The sequence below is a fragment of the Paenibacillus sp. FSL R7-0652 genome (assembly GCF_038595045.1).
GTDB lineage: Bacteria > Bacillota > Bacilli > Paenibacillales > Paenibacillaceae > Paenibacillus.
Genome location: NZ_CP152001.1, coordinates 6,434,098 through 6,452,066, shown reverse-complemented (window position 1 = coordinate 6,452,066; position 17,969 = coordinate 6,434,098). Strand labels below are relative to the sequence as shown.

Genomic DNA, 17,969 nt, shown 5'->3' with positions numbered 1-17,969 from the left:
TATGTTCAGCATGCCAGTATGTTAAGCCGGTATCTGTAGATACAAAGGTAAATAAAAAGGCGGCGCTTCATCTTATGAAGCACTGCCTTTTTTAAGTGAACGTCGGATCGAGAGGTTTCTTCCTTTTGTTATTTGCGCGAAGCTCGTATGCGGGATACCTCATCGAAGTAGAAGGAACGCTTTCCACCAGAGAACAGCACGACCACCACATGAATCAACAGGACGATATACACGAGGAAATACAGAGTACTTACACCCAGTGAAATCCAGATCAGATAAGAATCAAGTACATCGTTCTGATAATTAGGGTATGCATACTTGCTTGCCAGTTGAATAATGGTTAACAGCAGCCAAGGAGCATAGATAGCGATGAATCGTTTAAATAATGCTCGCGGCTTCGGCATGCCGCTCTGGCGATCTACATAACGGAATCGCAGAACGAAAGATCCTGGTGTAACCCCGCTGCGGACCCAAGGGACAAAGAGCAGAACGATAACCATCGCAGTAGATGTATTTATTACATCTTGTATATCATTGGATAAGGTAAAGATCGATATGAAATTCGCAATAAGCACTACGACAATTCCGTCGATCAGCAGTGCAAGCAGCTGTGGTACAGGATAGACGTGGTTCTGTTCGACAATCTGTTCACTCTTGGCCTGGATACTCGCACGTGACGGGAATAAGGCCAGCAGCAGTGGGGCGGCAAAGAATCCAATCACAGCACCGGATGTGTTCAGCATCAGGTCATCCACATCAAACAGCCTGTAAGGGCAGCTGTAGTAGCCATAAAGACCGGTAAGCTGCGTAATTTCGAAGAACAGGGAAAGTCCAAAACCAGCCACCAGTGCGTGTTTCCAGAAAGCTCTCTTTTGCCAGAAATAGCGAATATATACTCCCAGCGGCATAAGCAGCAGTACGTTAAACATCACCTGCAGGAAGGCCCGGCCCTTGAGCATGTTAATCCAGGTTGATGGCTGTGACCATATGACAGGTGTCTCCCTCATAATATCTTTTACGAACATAAACGGGGACAGATTATAGAATGCATGCGCAGCTGGCCCGGTACAGTTGTTTCGAGTCGTTGGAACCGGCAGGATCACGAGACAGTAAGCAGCCAGCAGGAAAAAAATAAAAGAAAAGCTGACAGCAAACCGTGACCAGCTGAAGAAGCCATCCTTGCGATAACCATAGATCAGCCAAGGCACCAGCAGGAACATGGATGCACTGACAAAGATAATAAATGCAGTCTGAATGGGGAAAACATATGAAGACATAAACGGAAGCTCCTTTGAATAGAAAGTTTTTTATGAAATCGTTTTTTAATTATTAGCAGAACTAAGATCTTTTATCGGTGCTCAACAGGTTATACATAATAGCATTAAGATGAGCTGTTATTCTTTAATCATAATGTTTTTTCCTTAAACTGAAGATCCTGTTCCTTTAAATTTTGTTTAAATATAAGACAAATGAAGAATGCAGTGAGCCATCGTATGGAACATACGCCCGAAATCACGTATACTTGCGAGATAGTGAAAATGCAGAATGGAGAGTTTAATACATATGTCTAATTTGCCTAATTGTCCAAAATGTAATTCGGAGTATACGTACGAGGATGGCCTGCTGCTGGTCTGCCCTGAATGTGCACATGAATGGTCTTTGGAAGCAGATCAAGGGGATGCCGAGGAATCCAAAGTTATCCGTGATGCCAACGGTAATGTGCTGCATGATGGGGATACGGTTACGGTCATTAAAGACCTGAAAGTAAAAGGCAGCTCCCTTGTCGTGAAGCAGGGAACCAAGGTGAAAAATATTCGTCTGATCGACGGAGACCACGATATTGATTGCAAGATCGATAGCTTGGGTGCGATGAAGCTGAAGTCCGAATTTGTAAAAAAAATCTAGACTGACTTCCCAGCACTTCACCGGCTCGTTTGAGTTTTGTATTAACCTATGAAGAACGTTCATTTCTGCATTGTTGTGGAAGGGGGCGTTCTTTTTTTGCTGCGCGGAGTTAGAAGAAATGAACCTTTGAAGCACTGGCTTTGTCTATAGATTTGAAAAGGCTGAAGCAGAGAAAGGAGGGGGAACGTTTGAGCGAGAAGGAATTGTTCGAAATGTACAGCAAGGATGTGTACCGGACATGTTACTACATGCTCCATCATGCTCAGGATGCGGAAGATGTCTGTCACGATGTATTTATTACGGTATTCCGTCAGGATTGGCAGAACGTCGAATACAAGAAAACATGGCTGATGAAAATTACGGTTAATCACTGTCTTAATTATTTGAAAAGAGAACGTACATTCAAGCAGCGGGAAAAAAAGCAGTTTTTGCTTACGCCGCAGCAGATGGTCGATCCGGTGGATACACGGATTGAACAGGTAGAGGAATCGGCGCTGTGGGAACAATGGGTTCAGGAACTGCCCGAGAAGATGCGCTCAGCCATTCTACTGCGTTATATGAATGAATTAAGTCTAGCTGAAATTTCAGAGATTTTAGGAGTTCCGCTGGGCACGGTGAAATCGAGAATTTATAAGGGAGTTCGGATGCTGAGGAAGAAATGGGATCAGGCAGGTAAACAGCAGCAGAAAGGGGAAGTGTACAATGAAAAATACAGAAAATCAGTTGTCTCGTCATCTGAAAAAGGATAAAGATATTCCCTATCCCGATTTTGATGCCATGTGGGATCAGATCGTACAGGATCAGGAGCGCTGTCCTGAACTTCATCATGCTGCAGCGGGAGGCCAAGGAACACGGGGCTTGAGATGGAAAAAGACTGCACTGATCGGAACAGCTGCAGCCGTGCTTATGGCGACCCCCGTATATGCAGCAGTTCATTATAACTGGATTGATCTCCTGGATCACCGGAGTGGTATCCAGACCGCGCTTCAAAATGGACTCGGACAGAAACTGGATAAGTCTGTGACCGTACAAGGAGTAACACTAACGCTGGATACAGCTTTTTCCGATGATAATCGCACGGTTATTTTGTATACCCTGAACCCGGGTACGTACCAAGGCGATACGGTAAGATTCCCTTCCATCGGTCTGCAGGATGAGAGCGGCAAACTGATTGAGGGCAGGTACTACCATGTTCTTGATCAGACCGACGGCCTTTATAAAGGTTACTTTGAGACAGAGTGGACACCATCAGGTAATACAGCCAATGTTAAACTTACAGCAGGTGGAATCCAGGTATTGGCGCCAGCAGAGAAAGAAATTAATCTGGACCTCTCCCGTCAGCAATCACAGGTGTTCGATATTAACCAAGACGGCTTGGGTAAACTTGCAGTGAGTGTATTCCATGAGAAGGGCCATAAGGTGATGCTGTCAACATCTTTGAGTTTAGACCAGCCTGAGGTCCGTGAATATGTCTTTCCTTCTTTAAAAATATACAATCAGGAGAAGCAGATTCTGGAGGAGACGGCACCGGGTATAAGTGGTAAGCCTGGAGCAAACGGTGAGTATATTTCAGAACAATTCTATAATCTTGAAACATTGAAGCAGCAGGCAGCTTCTTATGTACTGGCTTACAGCAGAGAAGAAGGCAAAATGGATCAATCGCTGGATATCGGTATCCAGCTGGATAAAACAGAGATGCTTAGCGGTACGAGTAAAAGAGTACTGAATCTCCCTCTGGATCAGCAATCGGGTGAAACAATGGTTAAGGAAGCCGTTATTACACCAACACAAATCAGGGTGATCCTGGCTCATGATGAATCGTTTGCACGACTGCCTTATCTGAATTACAAACTGGATGTGAATGGCACTGAACTGGACGGTGGAGTATGGCCATCCGAGGATTCAAAGCAGGAAACCGAACTGCGATTCGAAGTAAATCCGGGTCTGAAAATCAATCCAGATACACCAATGACCCTGTATGCCAATCATCAAGTTCAATATATTGAAGGTGAATTCGAGCCGGTCACTCTACCTGCGATTAGTGAGAAACCACAGGTTGTGGATTCAAACCTGGGCGGTTTTACAATCCATTGGACTTATTACCTTAAAGATGGAGATTTGTACGTGGAAAGATATAGTGATGATTCCCATTTCGGGGGGATCAATCAGACCTATATGCAGCAGCAGGGAGAACGAAGTTACGGTGTACCAGCCAAAACCCAGTTCGCCGGCGATGGAAGCAATCAGGGCATCGACCGGTATGAGAAATACACCTCGGATACAGCCGTTGTATATCCGTACATGTACAGTACGGAGGAGCCGGAACGTAAAGCTGCTGTACCATTGACGGCAGAGAAGAAGAATTAAGAAAAGACCGAAAAGACCACTGCAGCAAGGTGAGAACTAGCTTATAGATTTCTTAGATTATGATGAGTTGACAGTAAATATTTAGAAGAACTATACTGGATAGAAATTGAACAGCTGAATGCAATGATCAGGAGTATTAAGGTATACGGCATGGCCCAGAGAACTGTCGATCGGGTGCGAGACAGTCCAGCCTGTTCCCCAACTCACCTGTGAGCAGCAGGATTGAAGAGCAGTTATATGCATGTCTTGGATTGGTTCAGCGAACGAATCAAATTCCGGGACAGGTAGGATGCACTGACTCACGTAGATTCTGACGGGTAACCTCCGTCATCAGGTCCTGAGATGTTATGGATGGAAAGCTTGGTATATTGTTTATATGCTTCTCCTGTCCATGAATCAAGAAGAGTGGTACCGCGAAGGTCAAACCTGTCGCCTCTTAGCTGAGGCGGCAGGTTTTTTGGTTTCTATATGGCCTTAATCCGAGAAAAGGCAGGTGCAGCATCATGGGAAGATCACGTGTGGTAGACTATTATTCTAAATTTGACGAGTGGGGAAGACTGGACAGAGAACCACTGGAGTTCTTGATTAACATCCACTATATCCGGCAGTCACTCCCGGCCTCGGGTCTTGTGCTGGACAATGGGGCAGGGCCAGGAAAGTATGCAGTGGAGCTTGCCAGATTGGGGTATCAAGTTACGCTGTCAGATCTGACTCCTGCATCTGTTGAACTGGCTGAACAGAAGGCAAATGAGATGGGCTTGATGCAGCAGTTTGACGGTTTTCATGTGCTGGATGCGACTTGTCTGAACGGGATTGCGGATGAGACATATGATGCAGCGCTTATGCTGGGGCCGCTGTATCATCTGCAGCACGAGGAAGAGCGGGCGGCAGCAATGCGTGAACTCTATCGGGTAACGAAACCGGGGGGCCTTATATTTGTGGCGTTACAAAGCCGGATGCGCATGAGCATCAATTCATTGCAATCACCGCAGCATTGGAAGCCCAATGACAGTATGGAAGCGATTCGGTCTTTTGTCGAAAAAGGGACGTTTGACCATCAGGATCTGGGACGGTTCACGGGGGCATACTATTTTCATGTGCAGGATGTTGTGCCGTTTATGGAACAGCATGGATTCGAGACCGTGAATCTGATCGGTTCATCCAGTCTGAAAGCAGTGCTGTCAAATGAACAGGAGCAGTATTGGAAGGAACGTGGCGAGGAACAGAAGCTGTTTGAATTCATGGTTAAAGCGGCTGAAGATCCTTCCATTCTGGGCATTTCATCGCATCTGATGTATATTGGGAGAAAACTGCTGCCATCATAGATCCTATAAAGAAAGTGCCCTCTGGAAACAGGGGGTACTTGTGTTTTTGTTCAAAATAGTTCAATATAAAGATAAATAACAAAAGGTGATCTACTTACAATAGGTTAGATGGGCGACGGATCGCTTCATACACAGGGAGGAACATACCATGGAAATCGGAATCAGTACATTTGTGGAGACAAACCCGGATGTAAATACAGGAGAAGTTATCAGCCACGCACAGCGTATTCGTGATGTCGTGGAAGAGATTGTTTTGGCAGATCAGGTAGGTCTGGATGTATACGGCGTAGGGGAGCATCATCGTTCAGATTATGCGGCCTCATCTCCGGCAGTCATTTTGGCGGCAGCGGCCTCACAGACGAAAAATATTCGCCTGACCAGTGCAGTAACTGTGCTGTCATCGGATGATCCGGTGCGTGTATTTCAGGACTTCGCTACATTGGACGGTATTTCAAATGGACGTGCAGAGATTATGGCTGGACGTGGATCGTTTATCGAGTCCTTCCCATTATTCGGATACGATCTGAATGATTATGATGAGTTATTTGATGAGAAACTGGATCTGCTCTTGAAACTGACGGAGTCGGAAAAAGTAACCTGGTCCGGCAAACACCGTCCTTCATTCAACAACCTGGGCATCTACCCGCGCCCTGTGCAGGAGAAGCTTCCGGTCTGGATTGGCAGTGGCGGTAATCAGGAATCGGTCGTTCGTGCAGGTCTGCTCGGATTGCCGCTGGTGCTTGCCATTATTGGGGGACGTCCAAAACAATTCGCACCTTTGGTAGAGCTGTACAAAAAAGCTGCCGCACATGCAGGACATGACGCTTCCAAGCTGACGGTGGCCTCCCACTCCCACGGCTTTATTGCCGATACAACGGATGAAGCCGTGGAGAAATTTTTCCGTCCTGCACAAGCCGTGATGAACCAACTGGGACGTGAACGTGGATGGGGACATTACGGGCGTGAAACATTTGATGCAGCACGCAGCCTGGAAGGTGCGCTGTATGTAGGTGATGTGGATACGGTCGCTGAGAAAATCATCTATCTGCGCAAAGAAGTAGGCATCACCCGCTTCATGCTTCATACTCCGCTCGGCACGCAGCCTCATAACGAGGTTATGCGCGCGATTGAACTGCTCGGCAAAGAAGTTGCGCCAAGGGTTCGTGAAGAGATTGCACGCTGGGAAGCAGAGCAAGCCTAAGTTTTGATTGTTCGGCTCATTAAATAAACAGGAAAGAGGAGCAGCCTGTGCGTATATGGAAATACGCTCGTGGTCTGCTCCTCTTTCGGTTATTTATGAATTCATTAAAAGCAGGCCATAAGCTGTGCTGCAGCCGCATGCACCAAGAGCAATGGTCTGCCATTTCCAGCTGATCCCCTTAAAATCAAACACATATGGAAGCAGCCAGTATAAGCTGACAAGAGTCCAGAAGATGTGGACTGCCGCTGCCGCTGGCAGTTGATCTGTCAAGATGAAGGGTGCGATCAGGCCGCCTACCATTCCGGGGAAAATCTGCTTGACTAACAGGTTCGCATTCCATGAACTTAACAGGAAAAGCATAAACACAACAGCCATCGTACCTGTAACCATCATCTGGCTTTTGTCCCAGATTGGTTGGTGGGAAGGCCTTCGTTTGTGCGTTTGATTCCCAAACCCAATCCCAAAAAAGATAAGGCCAATCACTAATGCTGCTCCTGTTACTGACGCGTATAACGTGTTCAGGATAATTCCGGTTATTCCGATCCATTTCATGACAAACACTGTCATCTGATCACCTTCAAGTTCAACGATTCATCTAAGCTGTATATCCGTGGTGACGTATTTTCCTGCATGGCTCATATTGTACGCCTGTTTCTAGTGCGGCTCAAGGCTGGATTGTTATATCCAACCGAGGAACATTTCTTCTTCCTATTTATTCTCCATTTTCATTTTCCATCCTCGCCACTTTCCGATTCGTATATCTCACGGTGATGTTTCTTCATCTGAATATAATCCTCATCCTTCTTTGCCACTTCCCATTGGGCTTTAAATATGGCTGCGGCCTCAGCTTTCACCTCATCATTCTGATAGGGTAAGATCGAACCATCCTCTTTGGAATATTTACGCCCGCCCTTATGATTCGTGTAACGTCTCGCCCGGGTGTATCCCATCTGTAAGAACTTGCGGGCCATATCCATACCAACAAAATCACCCTTTTTTTTATATTCCAAAAATAGTTCATAGATTTTCTCTGATGACTCTGTCGCAATCTCAGGTGTTTTGAACCGCCAGTAGGGAAGGATTTCGCTTTTGTACGGCTCTACCATGAGCACACCCTGCTCGCCCCGGCCGACGGTATATAATTCAGGCTGCTTGCGCAGATCCAGCTCCTCGTAATTGAGACTGTAATCAAATTTTTTCATCGGGTTTTCCTCCTTGGAAAAGAATCGTTTCCTCCACATAAAATACATGCTGCAGCGTTTCAGGTGTTCTTTTCCTTTTTACCCCGATTCTGATGTAACATGCGCGGTTAATGGGGAACAATAGAAGGAAATGTTCAGGAGGGATGAAACGATGGGGATGTCGGGCAGGTATGTGGTAGTAAACGAGGAGTTGGTGCAGTCCATTCAATCAGGTGAGGTTAGCGTGCTTGATTGTCAGGTTGACCTCGATATCGATAAAACGTGGCAGATGCTGCAGTTCACGCTGAATGGCAGCCTTTTGGATGGGGAACCTCCCCTGGGTTATGTTGTGCCGCTTGCAAGCCAGCAGTATCTGGGGAATTATTCGGATATGGATCTGTTCCTGCTTGACCACAAACAAGTGCTGGAAGCTTATATGGCATTGGAACAGCTGACTCCTGATGATATAAGAGCACGTTTCAGCCTGCAGCGTATGCTTGCCGAAGGGGTCTATCCCGTGATGGAAGGCTGGGATGAAGAAGAGGTTTTTCAGGAGATTGTACAGACGCTGGATCTGGTTCAGGCTTTGTTTCAGGTGACCGTCGAGAATGGGAACAGTATTATTTTTTATGTTTTCTAAACAGCTGCCTTTTGAAAGTCTCTACGGAAATGCTGTTTAGTCCCGGGACAATTGCCGCTGGGTATGTTTGATTCATGCGTCATCGGGTTATTGATACACACAAGGCATCGCCTTGATGATATTCCGCCGAAGAGAGGGAGAGCAGTATGACACAAAATCAGAATGAAGAGAACAAAGCCATTCAGGACGATGAACCGGATCAATTCGAGACACCTGTGACGCCGGCAGACGAAACGAAGGATGAAGCGGCTGCGGAAGCGGAAGGTCAGGAGCAGGAATAATCTGAAAATGTTACATGAAACAGCACGTTTCCACGCGCATGTTATGACATATGAAGGATAGAAGAACCAGAGGGCCGGATGAGTTCCGGCCTATTTGGCCTATTTTTTCACGTATCCGTTTACAACGATTCCTTGTGCCCTCATAATATGAATTGAACCATATTTTGCTAAGGGGGAGATCCCAATCAAGAATCGAAAGTTCTACCAATGGATGGCAGTGCCGCTTGTTCTGCTTATGGTTGTTCTTACAGGATGCCAGGCTGTAGGCGGAGTCGATGTCGGTCAAGCCATGGTCAACAACACCAACCTGAAATCCGGTGAATCCAAACAATCCATACATATTAACATAGAGCCGGATAGTCAATTTGCAACGAGTGAAGATCTTGCAATGATTAAACGAATCAACTCGATTTCACTGAATATCGATCATGCCAAAATGAAAGACACCGAAACGGCATCGGTCAAAGGATCACTGAGCATGGAGGGAACAAAACTGCCTTTCCATCTGACCGTAGACAAGTCGGGGATGACTATTGACGTAGATGGAGCTCAGAAACCGGTTTACATCTCTCTGGATACACTTGGGGGGGCAGAGACGATGCTGCTGCCTCTGGATACGAAAGAGCTGGAGAAACAGATGAAGCAGCTTTCTCCAAAAGTATTAACTTTTGTTATGAAACATCTGTCTAATCCGAAAAACATATCCGTCACACCTGTTCAGGAAGCCGTAAACGGTGAAACCCTGTCTCTTAACAAGCTGCACATGGAGATTAACGGTGAAGAGCTGCTCGCTATGGTTAAGCCGTTCCTGACCAGTATTGCGAAGGATGAGCAGGGTCTCAAGCAGTTAATTGGAGACTTGTATGATGTTCTGTACCCTGTATTCGAAAGTTATATGGGCTTGGAAGGTATGGAAGGTATGGAAGACGATGAAATGACTTCTATCGTTCCGCAATCGAAGGAAGAAGCAGTTAAATCCATATATGGAATGATCCAAGTAAGCTTGGACCGCATGTTGGAGAACTATGACCAGGAACTGAACAACCTGCTTCAGGAGATGCCGGAGCTGAAAACAGTGTTTGGTCCGGAAACCAAACTGAATCTTGACTTATTCATGGACAGCAAGCTGAATATTCGCAAACAAAACATGTCGCTCAAAGTAGCTGTGCCTGCTTCGGAAAATCTGCCGGTGCGTGCTGTGACCCTTCGTTCAGACAGTGAGCTTTGGAATATAGGTGGTGCGGTCACAGTAGATGAAGTGGATACTTCACGCGGTGTAATGGAGCTGACAGAAGGGGAAGTTACCCCGGGTCAGGTGCTTCGCAATTTTGACCCCAATTCGTTTATGTATCAATTACTGAAGAATGAGATGAAGATTACAGCGAAAAGCATTTTCCTCTATCCGGAAGACGAAGAGTATGGGGCAATTACCGTTAAAAACACAACTTTCGTGCCGCTTCGGTATCTGTCCGAGCAGCTGGATGCGGAAGTGAAGTGGAGCAAAGGTTCCAACGAGATTGTTGTAATTGACGATATTACCGGAGATGAGATTGCGCTGACTGTAGGTTCTCCGAAAGCAGTAGTCGCGGGGAAAGAAGTAACCATGGTGGAATCAGCCTTCGTCGGAAAAAACGGCAAAACCTACGTACCGCTGCGCTTCATGGCTGAATCGCTTGGAGCCGAAGTGGAAAAAGAGCCGGATACAGGCTGGATCTTTATTGATCGTCCGTAATATGTAATTTATAGCATGAAGATGATGCGTTAATGGGAAGGGGTTTTCAGAGAATGCCAGATTTCTCGTAATGATGTAGAAAAGAACACGGCGTAAAAAATTCCGTTAGACCAACACGGGATACGTCTGTCCTTTTTGACCTATTACGAGGAGCTTCGGCGTTTCTTCTGAAAGGATGAAACGATACGGGAGCACCTCTATTGGAGGTGCTCCTTTTTGTCGTGTCATCACACAATAAATCCCTAAGAGGTGTTCATATGAATCATCAGTTTAGACTTCATGCCAATGCAGTTATGCTGCGCCCCTTTACGCTTCAGGATCAGGAAGATCTGGCGGCCTTGACCCGCCAACCTGAAATTACCGACTTGTTACCGGACTGGAAGATGACAGAAGAGCAGTTAAGTGACTTTTTGCAGTTTGTCGTGAGTAGTTATGAGCAGTTTGACCCGCAGGATGTGCGGATTATGCTTGCGGTTATCCATCAGGAGAGCCGGCAGCTGATCGGTTGGTGCGGTGTATTTCCAAACGATATGCTTGATCCGTCGGACCGTGAGGTGGCTTATGCCATCTCACGTAATTATCGGAATAAAGGTTATACCACAGAGGCAGTGAGGACATTAACCGCGTATCTATTCGAGCATACGTCGCTAACTCGGATCGTAGGCATTGTGAAGACGTATAATCCTGCTTCTCGTCGAGTACTTGAGCATACAGGCTTCCAGTATGCGAATCGGAGACGGTTGTCTGATGGAGAGGTCTATGATTATTTTGAACTTTACAGCACCAATTCCGGTGGGAAAACCACTGAGCGGATTACATCCAAACCATTATCGATAAACCTGCGTAGAGCGGAACACGAAGATGCCGTTGTGCTGACAGAAATCTGCACTCGTGCTTTTGATCATGTGATCCGCGTCTGGACCAAAGGAAAGGATGACCTCGATAGTAATTTAAGCCCTCCGGGCTATAACTCCGTCCGTTTGCATGAATATGTCATTCGTGAGTGGGACTATTATGTGGTAGAAGCGGATGGCTGTGCCATTGGCGGGGTAAGCGTGAATGTGCTTGGGCAGGAAATCGCAAGGCTGGACAAAATCTATATCGACCCTGTCTGCCAGGGACGCGGAGCAGGCTCACAAGTGATCAGACAGATTGAGGCTGCGTACCCACATATTCTGCACTGGAGGCTGGAGACCTCGGGTCGGCAGACGAGTAATCATCATTTTTACGAAAAGCTCGGTTATGTTCGTACGTATGCCTCTGACGAGGAGTACAGTTATGAGAAGAAGACCGATGCCGGGAGCGGGCAGCATAACCCAGGGATAGAACATGAACATGTTCAAGCCAACTTGGACTCGATGTGGTACAGTTCCAGCACAATGAAGAACAGCCGCATTACCGATTGTAATCTGAGCGGAAGTAAATTAACGAACCTGAACATGACAGAAATGCTGCTGGCGGATTTACGTTTAACCAATACCAAGTTCGAATTCTGCGCGCTGGACGGGGTTCAATTTCAGGATACACATCTGGGAGCAGGCAAGATACCGATGCAGTGGAAACATTGTGATCTGGGGGGCAGTCGTTTTGTAGATTGTGATCTGTCCGGTGTTGAGCTGGAAGGCTGTCAGGTGGCAGGAATGAAAATCAACGGGGTTCCCATTGAGAAATACATGGAGGCCTATGAGATGTCGAAACCAAACGGCTGATTTCAGAAGAGGTTAATGGAGCGCAATTCCTGCGGATTGAAGGGCATGAGCGGGTATTGAGAGCAAGCAGAGCCTGATTGGAAATTATGAGACGGATCTGTTCAACAAAGTCATCGAAATCATCTGAAACTTGTATTCTATGTCCTGAAACATGTGCTGCCTGTGATGAAGAAGCAGTGCATGGCTTTTAACGTTAACACCTTCTTCGTCAGTGTTATTTGCAATATAACGCAAACATGCCCTCTCAAGCTGAACAAGAGCTTGGGAGGGCATGTTTTGTTGTTTTTTTCATTCGAAAGAGCCCTGAATTCATTTCTTTAATTTCTGCTTTACTCCGTTTTTCCGGCTTAATATCCCGACATTCAGTTGTGCTGCAGCAGCATTATTTTTTTGCTAAAACCGGTACTGCCGGGGGTATAGCCCATTTCCCGATAAAATTCATGCGCTGCTTCACGATTGGCACGGTTGCCGCTGTTCAGCGATATGGAGTCCACCTGATGTGCAGCTGCCCACTGCTCAGCAGCCAGAAGCAGCTGACGACCAATACCGGAGCCGCGGTGATGCTCGTGAACAACCAATGCCATAATGCGGCAGTGTCTTCCGTTCTTTTCGTACATATAAGACGTCTGCATCCCAATCAGTCCCACCACGCGCCGGCGTATCTCGGCCACCAATGTGGTAAAGTTGGCATCCGCAGCAATGTGCGTATATCTCTCCTGCATTTCTGCAAAGGTTGTAGGATATCCAAGTTGGTCCATGAGGATCACCATATCCTGCAGATCCTGATCCGTGCTGTGCCGGATATTCACATCCAGACTCATACGCGGGACACCTCCCCTGCGCGTTCCTTCAGGGACAGATCGATGATCGTATCGAGCAGTTCGGCAAAAGAAATACCGGCTGCAGCTGCACTTTTGGGCAGCAGGCTGTTCCGGGTCAGCCCCGGCAGCGTGTTGACCTCAAGCACGTATGGTACGCCTTCACGTATCAGCATATCTACCCGGGCATATACGCTGCATTTGAGCACGCGGTAACAAGTTAGCGCAGCTGCTTCAACACGCTGGTGCAGCTCAGAAGGCAGCTGCACCACCTGTTCATCTGCACCGTCATCATTATATTTGGCGGTATAGTCAAAAAAGGCAGCATTCGCACGAATGGAGATCACTGGCAGCATTTTGCCATCCACTATGGCACATGTAATTTCTTCACCCTCAATGTACTGCTCGATCATTACACTGTCATCCCAGGCTAGAGCGGCCTCCACCGCTGCAGACAGGTTAGACGGTTCATGTACAATCTGAGTTCCAATGCTGGAACCACCGGAATTTGGCTTCACTACAACAGGGTACGTCAAGTGTTGGACCGCTGCCGATGACAAATCCTGCATACGGCTGACTTGAAGCCAATCACCAGTGAGTACTCCCGCCTGCCGCATAAGCTGTTTGGACATGTCTTTATCCATGCACACGCTGCTTGCGAGTACGCCGCATCCGGTGTAGGGAATACCGAGGGATTCAAGTGTACCCTGCACGGTACCATCTTCTCCATATTTACCATGGAGAGCGAGCAGGGCAGCATCGATTCCAGCAGATTTCTCGATCAGATCCCTTTTGGAATTCAGCTCAATTGGTACAACCTCATATTTACTTCTGTCCAGATTCGCAATCATCTCCTGTCCGGTGAGCAGGGAAATATCCCGCTCTGAAGATGTACCGCCCATAATAACTCCGATTTTCATGTGAAAATCCTCCCTGTTTCTGTATAAGTAGAACCAAAGGTTTTACACTATCCACTCCGACGAGAGAATAACCTTCCAATCGCTGTTATCCCCAGATTTTTTGGGTTCCCCTTCCCAAATGGGGAAATTTGGTATTAAAGGCGACCGCTTCGCTTTTTCAGGTTTTTTCTGTCCTCTCCGTTGATGTGTAAAAAATAGTTCATCTTATATCGTACTTTTATTAAATTACCTTACATCATAGTGGCAGCAGTCTCCCCGATAATGTGAATTCCTTTGCGGATATTCTCGTCACTGACTCTGGAGAAACCGAGACGCATCGTGTGAAGGCCCTGACCTGGTTCCAGATAAAAGGTATCCCCAGGGGTAAAGGTGACTCCTTTTACCTTGCAGGCGGTAAGCAGCTCTCTCGTTCGTACCTCTGGCGGAAACTGTACGAACAGATGCAGGCCGCCTGCACCGGATATTTGACACCTCGGCAGATGCTGCTTCAGGCAGTGGACAACGAGCTCGTATTTTCGTTTGTACTCTGTACGGGCCCGTTTCAGATATTTTTCAAAATTACCGTTGCTCAAATATTGATAGAGCAGTGACTGATCCAGTGTAGACGTATGAATGCTGCGGGCCCGCTTCATGCTCTCCAGGTAATCAATCAACACTGCATCCGCAATGATCCATCCTACTCGCAGGCCAGGGAATAGTACCTTGGAGAAACTCCCCAGATAGATCAGGCTGTTGCCGCTGCCCATGCTGGCGATCAAGGGTGAGACATGGGAACCGGAGTAACGAAGCTCTTCGTTGAAGCCGTCCTCGATGATTGGAACCTGATACTCATTCATTAAACGAATAATTTCAGTCCGTTTAGCAGGAGAAGTCACGATTCCGGTAGGATTGTGGTAAGAGGGCACAAGATAGGCCAGATCATACGCACTGCCTGCCAGTTCATGCTCCAGCTGCTTCAAGTCGAGGCCGTCGGATTCCATGGAAATACCGGTGAGCTGGAACTGATGCAGTTTAAGGTTTTTGATCGCTGTATGATGCGTAGGATTCTCACAGAGGGCTCTGCCGCTTTTTTTGCGCAGTGCGCCGAGCACCAGGTCGAAGCCCTCTGTAAATCCGTTTGTAATAAGGATATCCTTACCTGCAAGGTCTACTCCTTTATTCTCCATGTAGCGCAGTAAATAGTTCATAAGCGGTTTGTATCCTTGTGCGTAGCCGTAATTGAGCAGAACCTCTCCTTCAAGCGACATCCGATCCAGGAACGCCCGCTTCACATTCTGCAGATCAAACAGCTTCTCATCCGGCGCAATGCTGGTAAATGAAATCTCCCCGCGCTCTGCTCCCGAGCCGTGTTTCATGAGATCGTACTGCTCTGCCTGAACCGCATACTCGCTGACTTCTGCTCTCCAGTCTAACTGCCAGTGTGCTTCGGCTTTCGGGGTTTGGATGAGTGTGCTGACGTAATTACCCTTACCTTTGAGCGCATAGATCAGCCCTTCGTCTTCGAGCTCCGCATAAGCGAGCAGAATCGTGCTTCGGCTTACTTTCATCAGCGTGCCAAGCTCACGGGTTGAAGGCAGCTTCTGATTAGGCTGCAGGCCGCCTTTCAACATTAATCGCTTTAAATAATCTTTGACTTGCATATATACAGGGCGGTCCTCCGTCAATTGCAGATCGGAATACATCCCATCACTCCCTCTACTGGTATCTTGCCATATTATAAACCCGGCAGAAAGAACCACGATACCTCTGTTTCGCCGCCAGGGTGGACTGTGTTGTGTGTGCAAACGGGAAAAAGCCCTGGCTCATATGCCGGGCTGAAGGTGAAATCTCTTCATTTCTAAAGTATAATGCGATTCTGTCTAACTACAGCTGTATGCTCTGACTAGTCTCTACAAATTCTCTGTCTGTATCCTTCTAAGTGGAGCTTCTTGCTATCTTTTATGATATTTAGATCATTTCTAATTGCTGGATGGTAAACTTGATGCTGTGATAAATTAAATCTGTTAATGGCTACTTTTTGCCACTAAATGCTTGCTGCAATAAGGTATGGTCGTTTAGCTGGTAAATCTATAAAGCTAAATTGAACTAACTGTACTCTTCTCGTGTGCACGTCACCGAATTCAGTATGAAAAAGATTAAAACCTTAAGGCCCTTTTAGACGAACGTGGATAAAAAGACATGTGTCTTAGTGCCCAATTTCTTCCTCATACCCTTATAGTACCACTTTGAATCAGGGAAGTTAACCTTTTTTTTGAAATATTTGTCGCAATAGCGAATATTCCGTGAATTATACTTCATTTAGATTGAAATGGTGTCGGATTATAATCTGTGTTAGGATATAAATCTATAGATCATGAGGAAGTGAAAATGATGATTCAGATTACTGTTCCAACACCGGATGTGACCATTACCAAGCAGGAGAATCCACAGTTAAGCCACATCTACGGATTTACAGATTTTCATCTGATTACGCGTGAGCTGGGCGGGATTTTTATGTTTTATAATGCCGCAGGCGAGTTGTTATTTGTCGGGAAAGCACGAAAACTAAGACCGCGAATCAAGAAGCATTTTGAAGACACCGTATCCCCTATGAAGAACCATCGTGAAGAAGTCACGACGATTGAAGTATGTCTGGTCGAAGATCCGATGGAGCGTGAAATTTACGAAACGTATATTATCAATACGATGCGGGCGAAGTATAATGTAGACAAGGTGCTGTATAAGTAATTAAGGCAGGTAAGCAGTAAAATAGCGAGATACTAGTAAGTAGGGAATGGATGAAGCAGGTGCGTAAGTGTATACGGTAGATACTTGTTTATGCGCTGTTATGCGCATATTTTTAGATGGAGTACATGGCATGCTTCATACATTGCAGTGATATGAAAAGAATTAAGAATGGTTAGGACATATGTCCTAACAGCATATACTGGCGGGCGGGGTGTGATCTGTGGATCACATCCAGTTTCGTTTCCAAAATTGTACAGCAAGAGCAGTAATCCATATGAGGTTTCACAGATTTACCAAATACATAAGAAGAGGTGATTGTGTTGATCGGTCGTAGCGGTAACCCTACACTTAAAGACAGCACGTTTGAAAACAAAGGGTATGGAGAAGAGCGATACCAGAATTACATGACCATTAATGGTACGGTGAACAAAGCATTCATCACGCTGGTTATTCTGCTGGGCAGTGCATTTGCAGCATGGATGATGTTCTTTAGAGGACAAGAAGTTATGCCGCTTGCCTATGGTGGATTAATTGTAGGATTCATTTTAGCACTGATCATTTCGTTTAAGCCGGTAGTATCTCCTTACCTCGTACCGGTCTATGCTGTTGCAGAAGGTTTGTTTCTAGGTGCACTCTCGGCAAATTATGAGTCACTGTATAACGGGATTACGCTGCAGGCTGCACTGCTGACAATGGCTGTGTTTGTGGCTCTGTTAACGGCTTATAAAACGAAATTAATCAAAGCAACAGAGAACTTCAAGCTGGGTGTGGTGGCAGCAACCGGCGGTATTATGATTATGTATCTGCTTAGCTTTGTGCTTGGACTGTTCGGTATTACGATTCCGTATCTGCATGAGAATAGTTTGATCGGTATCGGTATTTCTGTTGTCATTGTTATCATTGCTGCTCTGAATCTGGTACTGGATTTTGACTTCATCGAAGGCGGTGCAGAACAAGGTGCGCCCAAATACATGGAATGGTACGGTGCATTTGGGCTGATGGTAACACTGGTATGGCTGTACCTTGAGATTCTTCGCCTGCTCAGCAAACTGCGGAGCCGCGACTAGAAGCACAAACACAGCAGTGAGCCGAGCTATAAGATTGTATCTGTTTTGATTGTGTTGGTACTTAAAGGGCTGCGTCAGGTCGATACAATAGACCTG

17 protein-coding genes are annotated in these 17,969 nt (G+C 46.4%); 11 read left to right on the top strand and 6 right to left on the bottom strand.

Features of this window, described 5'->3' with window-relative positions:
* Window positions 1-128 precede the first annotated feature (128 nt).
* A complete protein-coding gene (locus tag MKY97_RS28130; RefSeq protein ID WP_342553425.1) occupies window positions 129-1,277 on the bottom strand; it encodes a VanZ family protein in 1,149 nt (382 codons plus the stop codon).
* Window positions 1,278-1,563: 286 nt separating this feature from the next.
* Here MKY97_RS28130 and MKY97_RS28125 point away from each other — a divergent pair, with 286 nt between their 5' ends.
* From MKY97_RS28125 to MKY97_RS28105, 5 genes are all read left to right on the top strand, one after another.
* Window positions 1,564-1,905 carry a zinc ribbon domain-containing protein YjdM gene (locus MKY97_RS28125; protein WP_342553424.1) on the top strand — a complete coding sequence of 114 codons (342 nt, stop codon included), beginning with the start codon at window positions 1,564-1,566 and terminating at the stop codon, window positions 1,903-1,905.
* Between the two features lie 188 nt (window positions 1,906-2,093).
* On the top strand, window positions 2,094-2,654 hold the full coding sequence (locus MKY97_RS28120; RefSeq protein ID WP_342553423.1) for an RNA polymerase sigma factor: 561 nt from the start codon (window positions 2,094-2,096) through the stop codon (window positions 2,652-2,654).
* The gene (locus MKY97_RS28115; RefSeq protein ID WP_342553422.1) at window positions 2,608-4,272 is read left to right on the top strand and encodes a DUF4179 domain-containing protein; all 1,665 of its coding nucleotides are present in this window, start codon (window positions 2,608-2,610) and stop codon (window positions 4,270-4,272) included. Before MKY97_RS28120 ends, MKY97_RS28115 begins: the two co-directional genes overlap by 47 nt.
* Before the next feature lie 503 nt (window positions 4,273-4,775).
* Window positions 4,776-5,597: a methyltransferase domain-containing protein gene (locus tag MKY97_RS28110; RefSeq protein WP_342553421.1), complete on the top strand. Its 822-nt coding sequence runs from the start codon at window positions 4,776-4,778 to the stop codon at window positions 5,595-5,597.
* A 148-nt stretch (window positions 5,598-5,745) separates the two neighbouring features.
* On the top strand, window positions 5,746-6,798 hold the full coding sequence (locus tag MKY97_RS28105) for an LLM class flavin-dependent oxidoreductase (protein WP_342553420.1): 1,053 nt from the start codon (window positions 5,746-5,748) through the stop codon (window positions 6,796-6,798).
* Window positions 6,799-6,891: 93 nt separating this feature from the next.
* On the opposite strand, the gene MKY97_RS28100 is transcribed toward MKY97_RS28105, so the two are convergent.
* Window positions 6,892-7,365 carry a hypothetical protein gene (locus MKY97_RS28100; protein ID WP_342553419.1) on the bottom strand — a complete coding sequence of 158 codons (474 nt, stop codon included), beginning with the start codon at window positions 7,363-7,365 and terminating at the stop codon, window positions 6,892-6,894.
* Window positions 7,366-7,523: 158 nt separating this feature from the next.
* Complete coding sequence (locus MKY97_RS28095) at window positions 7,524-8,000, bottom strand: DUF4385 domain-containing protein (protein ID WP_342553418.1); 477 nt, start codon at window positions 7,998-8,000, stop codon at window positions 7,524-7,526.
* Between the two features lie 151 nt (window positions 8,001-8,151).
* Between MKY97_RS28095 and MKY97_RS28090 the strand changes: the two genes are divergently transcribed.
* From MKY97_RS28090 to MKY97_RS28075, 4 genes are all read left to right on the top strand, one after another.
* On the top strand, window positions 8,152-8,619 hold the full coding sequence (locus tag MKY97_RS28090; RefSeq protein WP_342553417.1) for a DUF1877 family protein: 468 nt from the start codon (window positions 8,152-8,154) through the stop codon (window positions 8,617-8,619).
* A 146-nt stretch (window positions 8,620-8,765) separates the two neighbouring features.
* On the top strand, window positions 8,766-8,900 hold the full coding sequence (locus MKY97_RS28085; RefSeq protein WP_342553416.1) for a hypothetical protein: 135 nt from the start codon (window positions 8,766-8,768) through the stop codon (window positions 8,898-8,900).
* A gap of 211 nt (window positions 8,901-9,111) precedes the next feature.
* Complete coding sequence (locus MKY97_RS28080; protein ID WP_342553415.1) at window positions 9,112-10,632, top strand: copper amine oxidase N-terminal domain-containing protein; 1,521 nt, start codon at window positions 9,112-9,114, stop codon at window positions 10,630-10,632.
* Window positions 10,633-10,889: 257 nt separating this feature from the next.
* Window positions 10,890-12,341, top strand: coding sequence for a GNAT family N-acetyltransferase (locus MKY97_RS28075; RefSeq protein WP_342553414.1), 1,452 nt, complete (start codon window positions 10,890-10,892; stop codon window positions 12,339-12,341).
* Between the two features lie 362 nt (window positions 12,342-12,703).
* Here MKY97_RS28075 and MKY97_RS28070 read toward each other — a convergent pair whose 3' ends face one another.
* From MKY97_RS28070 to MKY97_RS28060, 3 genes are all read right to left on the bottom strand, one after another.
* Window positions 12,704-13,162, bottom strand: a complete 459-nt coding sequence (locus MKY97_RS28070) for a GNAT family N-acetyltransferase (protein WP_342553413.1) — start codon at window positions 13,160-13,162, stop codon at window positions 12,704-12,706.
* The gene (locus MKY97_RS28065; protein WP_342553412.1) at window positions 13,159-14,079 is read right to left on the bottom strand and encodes a D-alanine--D-alanine ligase; all 921 of its coding nucleotides are present in this window, start codon (window positions 14,077-14,079) and stop codon (window positions 13,159-13,161) included. Before MKY97_RS28065 ends, MKY97_RS28070 begins: the two co-directional genes overlap by 4 nt.
* A 230-nt stretch (window positions 14,080-14,309) precedes the next feature.
* Window positions 14,310-15,761: a PLP-dependent aminotransferase family protein gene (locus MKY97_RS28060; RefSeq protein WP_342553411.1), complete on the bottom strand. Its 1,452-nt coding sequence runs from the start codon at window positions 15,759-15,761 to the stop codon at window positions 14,310-14,312.
* 688 nt (window positions 15,762-16,449) lie between these two features.
* On the opposite strand from MKY97_RS28060, the gene MKY97_RS28055 reads away from it, so the two are divergent.
* Window positions 16,450-16,806, top strand: coding sequence for a nucleotide excision repair endonuclease (locus MKY97_RS28055; RefSeq protein WP_342556480.1), 357 nt, complete (start codon window positions 16,450-16,452; stop codon window positions 16,804-16,806).
* A 320-nt stretch (window positions 16,807-17,126) separates the two neighbouring features.
* On the top strand, window positions 17,127-17,873 hold the full coding sequence (locus tag MKY97_RS28050; protein ID WP_342556479.1) for a Bax inhibitor-1/YccA family protein: 747 nt from the start codon (window positions 17,127-17,129) through the stop codon (window positions 17,871-17,873).
* Window positions 17,874-17,969: the final 96 nt, after the last annotated feature.

Bases quoted from the DNA above. Each gene is read 5' to 3' on its own strand.
- MKY97_RS28055 (WP_342556480.1), top strand. From the start codon at position 16,450: ATGATTCAGATTACTGTTCCAACACCGGATGTGACCATTACCAAGCAG.
- MKY97_RS28110 (WP_342553421.1), top strand. From the start codon at position 4,776: ATGGGAAGATCACGTGTGGTAGACTATTATTCTAAATTTGACGAGTGG.
- MKY97_RS28095 (WP_342553418.1), bottom strand. From the start codon at position 8,000: ATGAAAAAATTTGATTACAGTCTCAATTACGAGGAGCTGGATCTGCGC.
- MKY97_RS28130 (WP_342553425.1), bottom strand. From the start codon at position 1,277: ATGTCTTCATATGTTTTCCCCATTCAGACTGCATTTATTATCTTTGTC.
- MKY97_RS28060 (WP_342553411.1), bottom strand. From the start codon at position 15,761: ATGTATTCCGATCTGCAATTGACGGAGGACCGCCCTGTATATATGCAA.
- MKY97_RS28070 (WP_342553413.1), bottom strand. From the start codon at position 13,162: ATGAGTCTGGATGTGAATATCCGGCACAGCACGGATCAGGATCTGCAG.
- MKY97_RS28085 (WP_342553416.1), top strand. From the start codon at position 8,766: ATGACACAAAATCAGAATGAAGAGAACAAAGCCATTCAGGACGATGAA.
- MKY97_RS28115 (WP_342553422.1), top strand. From the start codon at position 2,608: ATGAAAAATACAGAAAATCAGTTGTCTCGTCATCTGAAAAAGGATAAA.
- MKY97_RS28075 (WP_342553414.1), top strand. From the start codon at position 10,890: ATGAATCATCAGTTTAGACTTCATGCCAATGCAGTTATGCTGCGCCCC.
- MKY97_RS28090 (WP_342553417.1), top strand. From the start codon at position 8,152: ATGGGGATGTCGGGCAGGTATGTGGTAGTAAACGAGGAGTTGGTGCAG.
- MKY97_RS28125 (WP_342553424.1), top strand. From the start codon at position 1,564: ATGTCTAATTTGCCTAATTGTCCAAAATGTAATTCGGAGTATACGTAC.
- MKY97_RS28080 (WP_342553415.1), top strand. From the start codon at position 9,112: ATGGCAGTGCCGCTTGTTCTGCTTATGGTTGTTCTTACAGGATGCCAG.
- MKY97_RS28100 (WP_342553419.1), bottom strand. From the start codon at position 7,365: ATGACAGTGTTTGTCATGAAATGGATCGGAATAACCGGAATTATCCTG.
- MKY97_RS28105 (WP_342553420.1), top strand. From the start codon at position 5,746: ATGGAAATCGGAATCAGTACATTTGTGGAGACAAACCCGGATGTAAAT.
- MKY97_RS28065 (WP_342553412.1), bottom strand. From the start codon at position 14,079: ATGAAAATCGGAGTTATTATGGGCGGTACATCTTCAGAGCGGGATATT.